This window comes from Mycolicibacterium vinylchloridicum (assembly GCF_013404075.1).
GTDB lineage: Bacteria > Actinomycetota > Actinomycetes > Mycobacteriales > Mycobacteriaceae > Mycobacterium > Mycobacterium vinylchloridicum.
In genome coordinates this window covers 57,279-71,119 of record NZ_JACBJQ010000020.1, presented here as the reverse complement: position 1 = coordinate 71,119, position 13,841 = coordinate 57,279, and the positions used below count along the sequence as shown (strand labels likewise).

Below are 13,841 nucleotides of genomic sequence, written 5' to 3'. Positions count from 1 at the left end.
TTCGTCGTCTCGGCTGCCTGAAAGACTGTTCCCGTGCTGCGTATTGGACTCACCGGCGGTATCGGCGCCGGCAAGTCGACGGTGTCCGCCACGTTCTCAGAGTGTGGCGGCATCGTCGTCGACGGGGATGTCATCTCCCGCGAGGTCGTCGAGCCCGGTACCGAGGGCCTGACCAAGCTCGTCGACGCGTTCGGATCGCACATCCTGCTGCCCGATGGCGCATTGGACCGTCCGGCGCTCGCTTCGATCGCCTTCAGTGACGAGGACAAGCGTCAGACTCTCAATGGGATCGTCCACCCGCTGGTGGCGACCCGGCGTTCCGAGCTGATCGCCGCGGCCGGGGAAGATGCGGTGATCGTCGAGGACATCCCGCTGCTGGTCGAGTCTCAGATGGCGCCGATGTTCCCGCTGGTCATCATCGTGAACGCGGATCCCGAGGTGCGGGTGAAGCGGCTCATCGAGTACCGCGGGTTCAGCGAGGCAGACGCCAGGGCGCGCATCGCGATGCAAGCCACCGAGGAGCAGAGGCGACTCGTGGCCGACGTCTGGCTGGACAACTCGGGCAGCTCGGGGCAGCTCGTCGAGAAGGCGCGGGAGCTCTGGTATCAGCGCATCCTGCCGTTCTCGCACAACCTCGCCACCCGCACCCCGGTGCCCAGCCCCACGAGGGTGGTGCCTGCCGATCCCACCTGGCCCGAGCAGGCCCGGCGAATCCTGGCGCGCCTCAACACCACCTGCGGTCACCGGGCTGTGCGCATCGACCACATCGGGTCGACGGCGGTGCCCGGTATGGATGCCAAGGACGTCATCGACATCCAGGTGACGGTCGCCTCCCTCGAGGTCGCCGACGAGCTCGCCGAGGATCTGCTGCGATCCGGTTATCCCCGGGTCGAGTCGATCACGTCCGACGTGCCCAAGGCCGGCACTGATATCACACTGTGGCACAAGCGTTTTCACGCCTCAGGGGACCCGGGCCGGCCCACCAATGTACACATCAGGGTCGACGGCTGGCCCAACCAGCGGTTTGCGCTGCTGTTCGTGGACTGGCTGACCGCCAATCCCGACGTGCAGGCCGACTATCGTGCGGTCAAACGTTCGGCGGCGAGCAAGGAGCCCTGGTTCCTCGACGCGTACCGGCGGGCGTGGGTGTGGGCGCAGAGCACCGGCTGGGACGGTTAGCGGCGTTCCAGGATCAGTAGCGGGATTTCCCGCGGGGTATTGCGCTGATAGCCCGCATATCCCCGGTAGGTCTTGACCACCTGGGGCCACAACTCGGCTCGTTCTTCCGGGCTGGCGGAGCGGGCCCGCATCGGAACCGTCGCACCGTCAACGGTCACGGTGACATCCGGGGTGGCGATCGCGTTCTTGTACCAGTCGGGGTGATCCTGGTGCCCGCCCTTGGATGCCACGACGACGATGCGGTCGTTGTCATGCACCGGAGACGTCAACAGGTTGGCGTACGGCTTCCCGGACTTGCGGCCGACGGTGTGCAATTCCACCGTCAGCATGCCCATCACGGTGCGCGGATAGCGCCCGCCGGTGAGCGCGAGTAGTAGCCGGTGACCGTTCTCCAGTAGCCAGGCGCTGACTTCGGCGACGCGATCGGGCTTCTGCACGGATCTAATCTAGGCCGCCGGTGCCGGCGGCGGGGGCGGTGCCGTCGTTGGGGCCGGTGTGTCCAGCGGTGCGCCGCATTGCAGGGTGCCGTAGAGCGGGTCGTCCTTGGGGCGGAACAGCCGTGGGGCGATGAATTGGTCTGCCTGCGCGACGATTTCGTCGTCCACCAGGATTTCGCAGTGCAGGTTCGATCCGTACGGCCACTGGATGGATATCTCCATGCCGGCCTTCTTGGGATCGTGCAGGACGGTGTTGACCTCGAAGGTCATGCCGGGCAGCAGCGTCGGTTGGTCGCTGTTGACGTTGTTGTCGTCGATCTTGTACGCGACCACCGCGCCTCTCGAGGTGCCGGTCGCCGAGGCCCGGTAGGTGATGTTGTGCAACAGCTGCGGGTCGGGATCGCCGTTGGCCACCGGGGCGGGAGCCGGGGTCGGCGCGGGTTCCGGGTCGGCCAGCGCGGTACCCGCCGTTAACTGAGAACCCGCGACCAGGAGGGCCGCAGCGGTGACCCGCAGCCATCCGCGCTTGATGGGACTCATAGGTAGCGAGATTACCCGTTCGGTACGGGGGTGCCGATTCGTTGCCCGCGCTCGGCGGCTCAGCGCCAGGTCAAGGTCATTCCGCCGGCGGCAAGCCAGGCGTTGAGGTCATGGTTGTGGCGGGCGAGGCCGTCGACGGCGACGACCACCCGCTGGAGTGCCGCCTCGGCGATCTCGGTGGTCAAGAGGCCGTCGCGGTGGGCGGCGAACAGTTCGTCGCCGTCGATCAGATCGGTGCGGTCTCCGGCGTAGACCACCAGGTCAAGGTAGTGATCTTCGGCCCGCCATGCGGTGTCGCCGACCGTGATCTGCCCGATGTCGAGGTAGTAGTCCTGGGGCCGCTCGTAGCCGGGGTTGAAGTGGAAGACGTTGGCCCGAAGCCCCAGCGCGGGCAGTAGCCAGGACTCCAGGTAGTGGAACTGGGTGCGGCCGGGGGTCGGGCGGGCCATGTAGAGGCCCCACGGGGTGACCCGGTATTCGTCGACCGCGCGCACGATGCCCTTGGGGTCGGTGTTGGTGTAGCCGACCAGGTCGAACGTCTCCTGCTTGGGCGGATGGACGACCACGGGTGTCAGCCTAACGAGGAATGAATGTGTCGGTGGGTGCGCTTAACCTGAACGCTATGGCATTCGCTACCGAACACCCGGTGCTCGCGCACTCGGAGTACCGACCTGCCGCCGATGCCGTCAGCGGCCTGGTGCGTGCCGGCGCCCGGTTCGAGGTCGTCAGCGAGTATGACCCGGCCGGTGACCAGCCCGCCGCGATCGAGGAACTGGAGCGCCGGATCCGGGCCGGCGAACGCGACGTGGTGCTTCTCGGCGCGACCGGCACCGGTAAGTCGGCGACCACGGCCTGGCTCATCGAGCGGCTGCAGCGCCCGACTCTGGTGATGGCCCCTAACAAGACACTGGCCGCCCAGCTCGCCAATGAGCTGCGAGAAATGTTGCCGCACAACGCCGTCGAATATTTTGTCTCGTACTACGACTACTACCAGCCCGAGGCGTACATCGCCCAGACCGACACCTACATCGAGAAGGACAGCTCGATCAACGACGACGTGGAGCGGCTGCGCCATTCGGCGACGTCGAGCCTGTTGTCGCGCCGCGACGTTGTCGTCGTCGCATCGGTGTCGTGCATCTATGGCTTGGGTACCCCGCAGTCCTACCTCGACCGGTCGGTGGAGCTGGAGGTCGGCACCGAGGTCCCGCGCGACGGGCTGCTGCGGCTGTTGGTCGACGTCCAGTACACCCGCAACGACATGTCGTTCACCCGCGGCTCGTTCCGGGTGCGCGGCGACACCGTGGAGATCATCCCGTCCTATGAGGAACTGGCGGTTCGCATCGAGTTCTTCGGCGACGAGATCGAAGCGCTGTACTACCTGCACCCGCTGACCGGCGACGTGGTGCGCCAGGTCGACTCGCTGCGGATCTTTCCGGCCACCCACTACGTGGCCGGTCCGGAACGGATGGCGCACGCCATCTCCACCATCGAAGAAGAGCTCGCCGAGCGGCTCGCCGAGTTGGAGAATCAGGGCAAACTGCTGGAGGCCCAGCGGCTGCGGATGCGCACCAACTACGACGTCGAAATGATGCGTCAGGTGGGCTTCTGCTCGGGCATCGAGAACTACTCGCGGCACATCGACGGCCGTGCGGCCGGATCGGCGCCGGCGACGCTGCTGGACTACTTCCCCGAGGACTTCCTGCTGGTCATCGACGAGTCACACGTCACCGTGCCGCAGATCGGTGGCATGTACGAGGGTGACATGTCCCGTAAGCGCAATCTGGTGGAGTTCGGCTTCCGGCTGCCGTCGGCGGTCGACAACCGACCGCTGACGTGGGAAGAGTTCGCCGACCGGATCGGGCAAACGGTGTACCTGTCAGCTACGCCGGGGCCGTTCGAGCTCAGCCAGACCGGCGGCGAGTTCGTCGAGCAGGTCATCCGCCCGACCGGTCTGATCGACCCGAAGGTGATCGTCAAGCCGACGAAGGGCCAGATCGACGACCTGATCGGGGAGATCCGCACGCGCGCCGAGCGTGACGAGCGGGTGCTCGTCACCACCTTGACCAAAAAGATGGCCGAGGACCTCACCGACTACCTGCTGGAGACCGGCATCCGGGTCCGCTACCTACACTCCGAGGTCGACACCCTGCGCCGGGTGGAGCTGCTGCGCCAGCTTCGGCTCGGTGATTACGACGTGTTGGTCGGCATCAACCTGCTGCGGGAGGGTCTGGACCTTCCCGAGGTGTCGTTGGTGTCGATCCTCGACGCCGACAAGGAGGGTTTCCTGCGCTCGACCCGCAGCCTGATCCAGACGATCGGCCGCGCGGCGCGCAATGTCTCCGGCGAAGTGCACATGTACGCCGACAAGCTCACCGACTCGATGATCCAAGCCATCGACGAGACCGAACGCCGGCGGGCCAAACAAGTCGCCTACAACGAGGAACACGGCATCGACCCGCAACCGTTGCGCAAGAAGATCGCCGACATCCTCGATCAGGTGTACCGGGAGGCTGACGACACGGAGGCGGTGGAGATCGGCGGGTCGGGGCGCAACGCGTCACGCGGCCGCCGCGCGCAGGGTGAACCGGGCCGGGCCGTGAGTGCGGGCATCATCGAGGGCCGGGATACGTCGAACATGCCGCGCGCCGAACTGGCGGACCTGATCAAGGATTTGACCGCTCAGATGATGGCAGCGGCACGCGATTTGCAGTTCGAGCTCGCCGCGCGGATTCGCGACGAGGTCGCCGATCTGAAGAAGGAATTGCGCGGCATGGATGCGGCGGGCCTGAAGTAATTTGATCTCAACGGCGGTTGAGGTCCTAACCTCTCACCTGTGAACACCGCGAGTGCCACCGGGACCTGGCGTGAGCTATTGGGCCCGAAGAACCTTGGAGCCGTTGCGGTATTGGCCGGTGGGGTGGCGATCTATGCCACCAACGAATTCATCACCATCAGCCTGCTGCCCAGCGCGGTCGCCGATATCGGCGGTGAACGGCTCTACGCCTGGGTGACGACGGTGTACCTGGTGGCGTCGGTGATGGCGGCGACGACGGTCGGTCCGCTGCTGACCCGATTCGGCCCGCGGGCGGCGTATCTGGGTGCGCTGCTGTCCTTCGCCGCGGGCAGCGCGCTGTGCACGCTGGCGCCGTCCATGCCGCTGCTTCTGGTCGGCCGGGTGGTGCAGGGCCTGGCGGGTGGGGTGCTGGCAGGCCTGGGTTATGCAGTGATCAGTGCCGCGTTGCCCGACCGGTTATGGACGCGGGCGTCGGCGGTGGTGTCGGCGATGTGGGGGATAGGGACGCTGGTCGGTCCGGCGACCGGGGGACTGTTCGCTCAATTCGGTTTCTGGCGCGGCGGATTCGGGATGCTGGCGGTTCTTGCGGTGGCGATGAGTCTGCTGGTTCCGCTCGCCCTCCCCGCACGGGCAGACGCCGATCAGGACTCGGTCCGAACGCGGATCCCGCTGCGGTCTTTGCTGTTGCTCGGGACGGCGGCGCTGGCGGTCAGCGTCGCGGTGATACCCCATAGCGCTGCCGCCATTGGGGGCCTGCTCGCCGTCGGGGTGGTGCTGGTCGGCGTCTTCATCGTGGTCGACCGGCGGGTCTTCGCTGCGGTGTTGCCGCGCAAGGCTTTTGAGCCAGGGCCACTGAAGTGGATCTACATGACACTCGGTCTGCTGATGGCTGCCACGATGGTGGACATGTATGTGCCGCTGTTCGGGCAGCGGCTGGGCGCATTGGCGCCAGTCGTGGCGGGCTTCCTCGGCGCGGCGCTGTCGGTGGGCTGGACCGTCGGCGAGATCGCGAGTGCCTCGATCACCAATGTCCGAGCCACCGTACGGGTGGTGGCGATCGCGCCGCTGGTGATGGCCGTGGGCCTGGGCTTGGCGGCGTTGACCCAAACCGATTCGGCATCGACCGGAGTCGTGGTCGGGTGGGCGCTGGCCTTGGTCATCACCGGCGCGGGCATCGGCATGGCGTGGCCGCATCTGTCGGCGTGGGCGATGGGTGCGGTCGTCGACGATCCTGCGCAGCAGGCCGTGGCCGCCGCGGCGATCAACACCGTCCAGCTGATGTGCGGGGCGTTCGGCGCCGGGCTGGCCGGGGTTGTGGTGAATCTGCGGGCGACCCCCGATGCGACGGCCAGTGCGCTGATGTTCGGTGTCTTCGCGGTGCTGGCGGCGGTCGGCTGTGTGGCGTCCTATCGCTCGGGGCGAGGCCAGGAGCGATAGGCCTACTCTTCTTTCACGTCGAGCCGGCGTACGCCGGTCACGCCCTGCAGCCCTGCGACGGTCGTCGGTGCGTGCAGGATCTTGGCACCCGAAAGGGTCAGCAGGACACCGCCGTCGGGATCACTGCTCAGCTCGGTCAGGCTCCACTGGTGTTTGTCACACGTGGCGAGGATCCGGCTGAGCACGCCGTGATCGGGCTCGTAGGTGATGCGCAGCCGCACTGAACCGGCCAGCCGCGCGGTGAGGCGCTTACTCAACGGATTGAACGCCAGGATGATCACGAAGTGCAGGACCGTGACGATGATCGCGAGCTTCACCAGGCCTGCCGCGGCGGCCATGCCGATGGCCGCGCATTCCCAGATTGCGGCCGCGGTTGTCAGCCCGTGCACCGCGCCCTGGCGGGTGATGATCAGACCGGCGCCGAGGAAGCCGATCCCGGACACGATCTGAGCGGCGACGCGCGATGGGTCGACCTCCACGGTGCCCGCGCTCAGCACGTCGAAAAAGCCGTACTTGCTGACGATCAGGATCAGGGCCGACGCGGTGCCGACGATCGCCTGGGTGCGCAGTCCCGCACTCTTGCCGTGGATCTCGCGCTCCAGGCCGATCAGGGCCGTCAAGACAAATGCGATCAGCAGTTCGAGGATCTGCCGGGTGCCCTGTCCGGGGCCGCCGAGCAGTGGGGGGTCGGCCCACCACATCTCCATGACGACTAGTTAACCGGGTTGACGCGGCGCGATGACTTTTGACACACGGTGCGGTCTTAGTGTGTATCGCCTACTTCGAGGAGCCCGTATGCCCGAGCCGACCGCTTGTCCCGACGTGGCCACTCGCCATGAGTGGCTCGCTGCCCGAACGAAGCTGCTCGCGCGGGAGCGCGAGGTCACCCATCTGCGCGACGCTGTCAACGCCGAGCGCAAGCGGTTGCCGATGGTCAGGATCGACAAAGACTATGTGTTCGAGGGTCCAGACGGTGAGCTGAGGCTCATCGACATGTTCGACGGGCGCAGCCAGCTCTACATCCACCACTTCATGTGGATAGATGCCGTCGACGCCGGCTGCCCCAGCTGCACCGTCGCAGGCGACCTTCAGTTCAACGAGCAGAGTCTGGCCCTGCTGCACGGCAGAGATCTCACGGTGGCCTGCGTATCCCGGGCGCCGTTCGCGAGCATCGCCCGTTACCGGGACAGCCACGGGTGGACCTTCCCGTGGTACTCGTCGAACGACAACGACTTCACCTACGACTTCCATGTCACGCTCGACCCGGCAAGGGCGCCGATCGAGTACAACTACTCCTCACTCGAAGAGCTGCGCGCCGCCGGTTTCACTGACGAGGAGCTGCGTGGCGACATGCCTGGGGCCAGTGTGTTCCTGCGCCGCGGCGACGAGGTGTTCCACACATACTCCGCCTATGCCCGAGGGCTCGACCACACCTCGGTCGGCTATCCCTTCCTCGACCTCACGCCCTACGGCCGCCAGGAAGCGTGGGAGGACGTGCCGCCGGGCTGGCCGCAGGACGGGCTGGCCGGGGGAGTTCCGCGCGAGGAAGCGTGTCACTGACCCGGCTGAGTGGCTAGGCACCGGCCTGCAAAGCCGGTTACGCGGGTTCGAATCCCGTCACTCGCTCTGATCTTGATTTCGGTGGCCTCGCTTGCCGCGTACGCGGCAAGCCGCACTTGAGCGCCTATTTGCGTTAGGAAATTGTCGGCGGTGTAACCGCATCAGCACTGCTTCGCAACAGTTCGGTAACCGCCAGGATGGCCCCGCCGTTCCCTTACTTACACGTCTGTAGTTTCTGCACAGGCCTTTCATAGAAACGGGGAAATGATGTCGCGGACCAGCTCTCGCGTGGCGGCGGTCACCGCCATGGCGACTGCGGGGTTTTTCTGGACTGCTCCACTGTTCAGCCCCCGTGCGGTTGCCGATTTCGGCAGCCCAGGTGTGCCGTGCATGGGCATCCTTCATCAGGGCCTGACCACGCCGCCGGACCTGTCGCAGGGCATTCCCGGCACGTCGAACTCGATCTTCACCAACAACCCGCCCACCGCCGGTGGCCCGATTCCGCCCGCGACCGTGCCGGGCAGCATCCGGGTGCCACCGGCGAGCGTCCCCGGCTCGCCGGGAACGCCAGGTACCGGCGGGGTGACCGTCCCGCCGGCGTCAGTTCCTGGCGCTCCCGGCACCTCCGTCACACGTAATATCCCGACCCCACCAGCTGCGGTCCCCGGTACTCCGCCCGGTGGTGGCGGTGGTGGCATTCCGACGCCGCCTGCTGGTGTTCCGGGTACTCCGCCCGGTGGTGGCGGTGGTGGTATCCCGACGCCGCCTGCTGGTGTTCCGGGTACTCCGCCCGGTGGTGGCGGTGGTGGTATCCCGACGCCGCCTGCTGGTGTTCCGGGTACTCCGCCCGGTGGTGGTGGCGGTGGTATCCCGACGCCGCCAGGGGGAGTGCCCAGCGCACCCGTCAATGACGCCGCCGGTGTGCCTGCCGGGGGTGCCGGCGGTGCGCCCGCGCCGGTGGCCGGCGCACCGGGTGGCCTGCCTGGCGGTGGCGAGGGCGGCGCTCCCGTCGCCCAGGCCGCGGCCGGCCTGCCCGGTGGCGGCGATGCCGGCGCAGGCTCGGGCGGTGGTGCTGGCGGTGCCGGCGCCCCGGTTGCTGACGCGGCCGGCGCCCTGCCCGCCGGTGGCGGCGACGCAGGTGCCCCGATCTCCGATGCCAACGGTCTGGTTCCGCCGCCCGCGGCCGCGGTGCCTGCCGCACCGCTGGCCGATGCCTCCGGCGCGACGCCTGCTCCGCCGGCCGCCGCTCCGCCAGCCGGGATCCCCGGCGGTGGGGCGCTTCCGCCCGGCCCGCCCGCGGCTGTACCACCTGGCGAGCTGCCCGGCGGTGGCGGTTTCCCGGGTACTCCGCCCGCCGAGGTGCCCCCTGGCGGACTGCCCGGTGGTGGCGGTGTTCCCGGGACTCCGCCTGCGGGTGTGCCCGGTGGTGAACTGCCCGGCGGTGGCGGTGTCCCCGGCACCCCACCCGCGGCCGTCCCGGGTGGCGAGCTGCCCGAAACCGTTGTGACTCCGCCGGTTCCGCCGGCCGCAGTCCCCGGTGGTGAGCTGCCCGGTGGTGGCGGCACTCCGCCGGCCCCGCCGGCTGCTGTTCCCGGCGGTGAGGTGCCCGCAGAGATCGTCACTCCGCCGGCCGAGGTGCCCGGAGTTCCGGGTGGAGGGAACAACCTGTCTCTCAACACTCCGGGGCTTCCTCCAGCCGCGGTGCCCGGCAACGTGATCAACGACGCGTCGGGGACGCTGCCCCCTCCCGGCGCATCGATTCCGGGCGTCCCGACTCCCGGCGGCATGCTGAATGTCCCTGGCACTCCACCGATCACCCTGCCCGGTGTGCCCAGTGCGGCGTCGACTCCTGGCATCGTCACTCCGCCGGCCGCCGTCCCCGGCGGCCCCGGAGTGCCGCTGAACGTGGGTGTGCCCGGCACGCCCGCCGCGCTGCCGCCCACTCCGGGCACGCCCGGCATGGAGATCCCGCCGACGCCGCCCACGGTCATCCCCGGTACGCCGGGAACCCCTGGCGTCGAAGAGCTTTCGACTCCGCCGGCGGCCGTGCCAGGTACCCCCGGCGGTGGCACCGGTGGTGGCCTGCCGACACCGCCGGCTGCGGTTCCGGGCACGCCGGGCGGCAACGTCGTGGAGACCGGATCGACTCCGCCGGCCGGCATCCCTGGCACGCCCGGTGAGGTTGGCGGTGGTGGTTTGCCGACGCCTCCGGGTGCTGTGCCCGGTACGCCCGGTGAGGTTGGCGGTGGTGGTTTGCCGACGCCTCCGGGTGCTGTGCCCGGTACGCCCGGTGAGGTTGGCGGTGGTGGTCTGCCGACGCCTCCGGCCGCGGTCCCGGGAGGTCCCGGTGGTGGTGGCGGCGCCGGAGTTCCGACCCCGCCCGCCGGTGTGCCCGGCGTCCCGGTCGGAGACGGCGGAGGCATCCCCGGCCCCGCCGGTGTCCCGGCCGCTCCGGTCACCGACAATGCCGGCGCAGCAGTTCCTGCCGCCGCACTGTCGGACAGTTCCGGAACCGCGGGCGCGCCACTGGCCGCAGCCGGAGTTCCCGGCGCGGGCGCAGGTGCGGGTGGCGCGGTAGGTGCACCCGTCGCCGATGCCTCGGGTGTGGTCGCCCCGTCAGCCGGAGTTCCCGCCGAGGCGATCGCGGCCGCGGCCGCCGGTGTGCCTGCCCCGCCTGCTGCGGCTGCGCTGCCCGCTGCCGCTGTCGATGGCGGCGGTGCCGGCGTCCCGACCCCGCCGGCCGCCGCGCCTCCTGGTCTGGTGCCGGGCGGCGGTGGTGTCCCCGGGACTCCTCCTGCTGCGGTGCCCCCGGGTGGGATTCCCGGTGGTGGTGGCGTTCCCGGTACTCCGCCGGGTGTGGTGCCCCCGGGTGGGATTCCCGGTGGTGGAGGGGTTCCCGGTACTCCGCCGGGTGTGGTGCCCCCGGGTGGGATTCCCGGTGGTGGTGGCGTTCCCGGTACTCCGCCGGCCTCGGTCCCGGGCGTGCCGTTCACCAACGATGTGGTGACTCCGGGCACTCCGCCCGCCGCAGTTCCCGGTGGTCCGGGTGGTGGTGGCGGCGGCGGGATCCCGACCCCGCCCGCGGCGACTCCGGGTACGCCCGGAAACAACCGGGGGGCCACCCCGCCGACCCCGCCGACCGTTCTTCCGGGTGGGCCTGGCGGCTACATCGGCCCGCAGCCGGGCGGTCTCGGCAGCCTGATTCCGGCGGCGCCGATCTCCGATGCGGCCGGCACTCTGCCGACGCCACCGGCTCAGTTGTTCGGGACCATGGCGCAGGGTGTGGCGACGCTGCTCACGCCGCCGCAGCTGACGATCCCCGGCATCCCGGGCTTCGGTATCCCGCTGCCGTCGACGATCTCGACGCCACGCGACCTGCTGTGCGTGGGCACCGGGTGGTCGGCGAAGAAGTCGGGCACCGAATCCGGGGCCCCGGCCGGCGCCATCCTGGGCACGGAGCTGCCACCGGCGAACCGGTGGTTCGGCGACTAACTCAACCGGGCAAAGATGTCGGGGTAATACAGGTGGGCGAGGAAGTGGCCGCCTGGCCGCTCATGAAGAGTCGCACCGGGAATGCGACGCGCCAGCTCACGCGGCCAGGCAATGTTCACCAGCTCGTCCTGCTGTCCGCCCCAGACGTCGACGGGGATGGTGATCTGTTCGGGCGCGAAGCCCCACGGCCGCATCCAGGCCCGGTAGTCCTCGACGACACCGGCCGGGCGCCGTAGCGCCTCGGCCGACATCCGTCCGAACTCGCCGTAACCGTCGTCGCGCAGCACGGCGGCATCGGCAGCGCCCACTTGGCCGGCGGCGAGACGCCCGTAGAGCATGGGTGTCGCTCTTGCGGCCAGCGCCATCGCGCTGAAGCAGGGCTTCACCAGCCAGGGGGCCCGCTGTGACAACCGGGTGTAGATCCGGTCGAAGGCGGGCAGCTGTGCGAACACGCCGGGTTCGGTCAGCGGTAGTGCGCCCGCGATGATCGCCACCCGCTTCGCTCGTTCGGGTAGCGCCCAGGCGAGCGCGGCCGCGTACTGGCCGCCCATCGACCAGCCCATCGCCGAAAAGTGTTCGACACCAAGCTGATCCAGCATGTCTGCGACGTCGCGGGTCCAGTCCAGGATGGTGCGTCCGGGCTGCGGATCGGAACCGCCGATTCCCGGCCGGTCCGGTGAGATGAGCCGGACCCCGGCGGTTCGCGCCGCGTTGTCGGCCGCCGCCACATCGAGCCGGCAGGCCAGCCCACCATGGGCGTTGACGACGACGGCGCCGTCGCGCGTGCCGTACTGCGCGTACCCGACCGAGCGCCCGTCGGCCAGTCGCACGGTGAGGTTCTCGCCAGGCCTGGGGATCATCGGACCGACTTGGTGACCTGCGCAAAACTGAACTGCCAGCGTTCCACGACGCGAAAGCCGAACCGGCTGGGCACCTGGTAGGCCATGGTGCGGCCCAGGCGCGGGCCCGCCGTCAACGCCGCGCCCTGCTGGTGATCGGGCAAGGTCTTGTCCCGCTCCGATACCGTCCAGATCGCTGGGCAATCCGGCATCTTGTCGGCCCAGGACCAGACGGCGATGTGACCGTCCCACAACCAATTCCGCTGGATCGCTGTCGGGCCCCGGCCGTAGTCGTGCAGCTTGGCGAACGCGGCAGGGCGGGCGGCCAGCAGTGGGCGGATGGGTCCGGGTTTCCAGGCAGTCGAATTGTCCATCACCAAACAGTCGCCAGGGGCGGCATGCCGGGTGATGACGTCAGCGACCTGGCTGTAGTCCATACCTTCCTTGGCGTACGGGCCGCGCTGGGCCAGATAGTTCGGCGTCGCTGCGAGCGCGAAAACGACGAGCAGCGCGGTGATCCCGGCCCGGGACTTGCCGACCGCGACGATGCACAGCGCGATGAGCAGCGCTGCGGCCGGCGCGGTGAAAGACAGGTACCGCGGGTAATAGACGGGATGCCGCAGCGCCGAATACGCGAGCAGTATGACGGTCGGGATGGCGATCCACGCCACGGTGACTGCGACCAACCGTCGCGATCGGCGGCCGGCCAGCGGCCACCGCAGCAGGCCGGCGGCGATCAGCAGCCCAGTCAGTACCGCAGTTGGTAGGGAGTCATCAAAGTACTGCTCCCGCAGGATCATTCCGACGGTCCGGCCGTCGAGCGGCCAAATCCAATTCACCTGGAACAGCTGGGTCTGCGCGAACAGCAGGAACGGCGTGGCGCCGGCGCCTGCGGCCAATGCGGTCACCGCCCAGCGCCACCGCACCGCTCTGGTATCGGCCATGACCGCCACCAGCACCGCGTGCACGGGCAGCAGCAGAACCAAGAAGACGTTCAGCAGGGTGGCGATGATCATCGACACCGCATAACCCAGCCACCACCGAGACTCGTTGCGGCGCATGACGACCAGGCACAGCACGGTGAGCCACACACCGGCGACCATCGCCAGCGCATACGACCGCGTCTCGAGCCCGGCCCACGTCACGCGCGGCAGGAGCGCGAACACCACACCGGCAGTCGTCGCGACCAAGCGGGTCGACAGTTGCCGGCCCAGCACCACCACACCGGCGGCCGCCAGGCCGACCGCCAGCGCACTCGACAGCCGGGACCAGAACTCGGTTGCCGGGAACACCGCGAACCAGCCGTGCATCACCAGGTAGTAGAGGCCGTGGACGGCGTCGATGTTGCCGAGCATCCGCCACAAGTCGGGCAGCGGGCGGGTGGACGCCGAGATCGTCGCAGCTTCGTCGAACCAGAGCGATGGCCGGGCCGCACCCGCGGCGCTGACCGAAGCCGCGAACACCGCCACCCAGACGGCGTCGAGCGACCGGGCCGAGGTGGCGGGGCGTTGCCCGACGCCGGTGGCCGGTTCGGGCCGAATGGTGATGCTCACGTAGGCGGTC

General features: G+C 69.0%; 11 protein-coding genes and 1 tRNA gene. 6 read left to right on the top strand and 6 right to left on the bottom strand.

Annotated elements, in window-relative coordinates:
• Positions 1-33 precede the first annotated feature (33 nt).
• Positions 34-1,179, top strand: a complete 1,146-nt coding sequence (gene coaE, locus HPC46_RS18050) for a dephospho-CoA kinase (protein ID WP_179472313.1) — start codon at positions 34-36, stop codon at positions 1,177-1,179.
• Here coaE and HPC46_RS18045 read toward each other — a convergent pair.
• From HPC46_RS18045 to HPC46_RS18035, 3 genes are read right to left on the bottom strand one after another with little or no spacing between them, the layout of a single operon-like run.
• Positions 1,176-1,616: a nitroreductase family deazaflavin-dependent oxidoreductase gene (locus HPC46_RS18045; protein WP_179472311.1), complete on the bottom strand. Its 441-nt coding sequence runs from the start codon at positions 1,614-1,616 to the stop codon at positions 1,176-1,178. The genes coaE and HPC46_RS18045 overlap by 4 nt on opposite strands.
• 9 nt (positions 1,617-1,625) lie before the next feature.
• Complete coding sequence (locus tag HPC46_RS18040) at positions 1,626-2,156, bottom strand: hypothetical protein (RefSeq protein ID WP_179472309.1); 531 nt, start codon at positions 2,154-2,156, stop codon at positions 1,626-1,628.
• Positions 2,157-2,215: 59 nt separating this feature from the next.
• On the bottom strand, positions 2,216-2,722 hold the full coding sequence (locus tag HPC46_RS18035; RefSeq protein WP_179472307.1) for a ribonuclease FAU-1 family protein: 507 nt from the start codon (positions 2,720-2,722) through the stop codon (positions 2,216-2,218).
• 56 nt (positions 2,723-2,778) lie between these two features.
• Between HPC46_RS18035 and uvrB the strand changes: the two genes are divergently transcribed.
• A complete protein-coding gene (gene uvrB / locus HPC46_RS18030) occupies positions 2,779-4,950 on the top strand; it encodes an excinuclease ABC subunit UvrB (protein ID WP_179472305.1) in 2,172 nt (723 codons plus the stop codon).
• Positions 4,951-4,989: 39 nt separating this feature from the next.
• Positions 4,990-6,387: an MFS transporter gene (locus tag HPC46_RS18025; protein ID WP_179472303.1), complete on the top strand. Its 1,398-nt coding sequence runs from the start codon at positions 4,990-4,992 to the stop codon at positions 6,385-6,387.
• A 2-nt stretch (positions 6,388-6,389) separates the two neighbouring features.
• Here HPC46_RS18025 and HPC46_RS18020 read toward each other — a convergent pair whose 3' ends face one another.
• Entirely contained in the window at positions 6,390-7,094 is a 705-nt protein-coding gene (locus HPC46_RS18020) for an MgtC/SapB family protein (protein ID WP_179472301.1), read from the bottom strand.
• Between the two features lie 88 nt (positions 7,095-7,182).
• Between HPC46_RS18020 and HPC46_RS18015 the strand changes: the two genes are divergently transcribed.
• The 3 genes from HPC46_RS18015 to HPC46_RS35550 all read left to right on the top strand — a co-directional run bounded on the left by HPC46_RS18015 (position 7,183) and on the right by HPC46_RS35550 (position 11,439).
• The gene (locus HPC46_RS18015) at positions 7,183-7,947 is read left to right on the top strand and encodes a DUF899 domain-containing protein (RefSeq protein ID WP_179472299.1); all 765 of its coding nucleotides are present in this window, start codon (positions 7,183-7,185) and stop codon (positions 7,945-7,947) included.
• Between the two features lie 3 nt (positions 7,948-7,950).
• Positions 7,951-8,006: transfer RNA gene (locus tag HPC46_RS18010), tRNA-Cys, on the top strand.
• A gap of 331 nt (positions 8,007-8,337) precedes the next feature.
• A complete protein-coding gene (locus HPC46_RS35550; protein ID WP_179472297.1) occupies positions 8,338-11,439 on the top strand; it encodes a hypothetical protein in 3,102 nt (1,033 codons plus the stop codon).
• Here the strand turns inward: HPC46_RS35550 and HPC46_RS18000 are convergent.
• The gene (locus HPC46_RS18000) at positions 11,436-12,299 is read right to left on the bottom strand and encodes an alpha/beta fold hydrolase (protein WP_179472295.1); all 864 of its coding nucleotides are present in this window, start codon (positions 12,297-12,299) and stop codon (positions 11,436-11,438) included. The genes HPC46_RS35550 and HPC46_RS18000 overlap by 4 nt on opposite strands.
• Positions 12,296-13,831 carry a glycosyltransferase family 39 protein gene (locus tag HPC46_RS17995; RefSeq protein WP_179472293.1) on the bottom strand — a complete coding sequence of 512 codons (1,536 nt, stop codon included), beginning with the start codon at positions 13,829-13,831 and terminating at the stop codon, positions 12,296-12,298. The genes HPC46_RS18000 and HPC46_RS17995 overlap by 4 nt, the downstream gene beginning before the upstream one ends.
• Between the last annotated feature and the right edge of the window lie 10 nt (positions 13,832-13,841).

Coding starts and splice junctions, on each gene's coding strand:
- HPC46_RS18040 (WP_179472309.1), bottom strand. CDS start 2,156: ATGAGTCCCATCAAGCGCGGATGGCTGCGGGTCACCGCTGCGGCCCTC.
- uvrB (WP_179472305.1), top strand. CDS start 2,779: ATGGCATTCGCTACCGAACACCCGGTGCTCGCGCACTCGGAGTACCGA.
- HPC46_RS18020 (WP_179472301.1), bottom strand. CDS start 7,094: ATGGAGATGTGGTGGGCCGACCCCCCACTGCTCGGCGGCCCCGGACAG.
- HPC46_RS18015 (WP_179472299.1), top strand. CDS start 7,183: ATGCCCGAGCCGACCGCTTGTCCCGACGTGGCCACTCGCCATGAGTGG.
- HPC46_RS35550 (WP_179472297.1), top strand. CDS start 8,338: ATGGGCATCCTTCATCAGGGCCTGACCACGCCGCCGGACCTGTCGCAG.
- HPC46_RS18000 (WP_179472295.1), bottom strand. CDS start 12,299: ATGATCCCCAGGCCTGGCGAGAACCTCACCGTGCGACTGGCCGACGGG.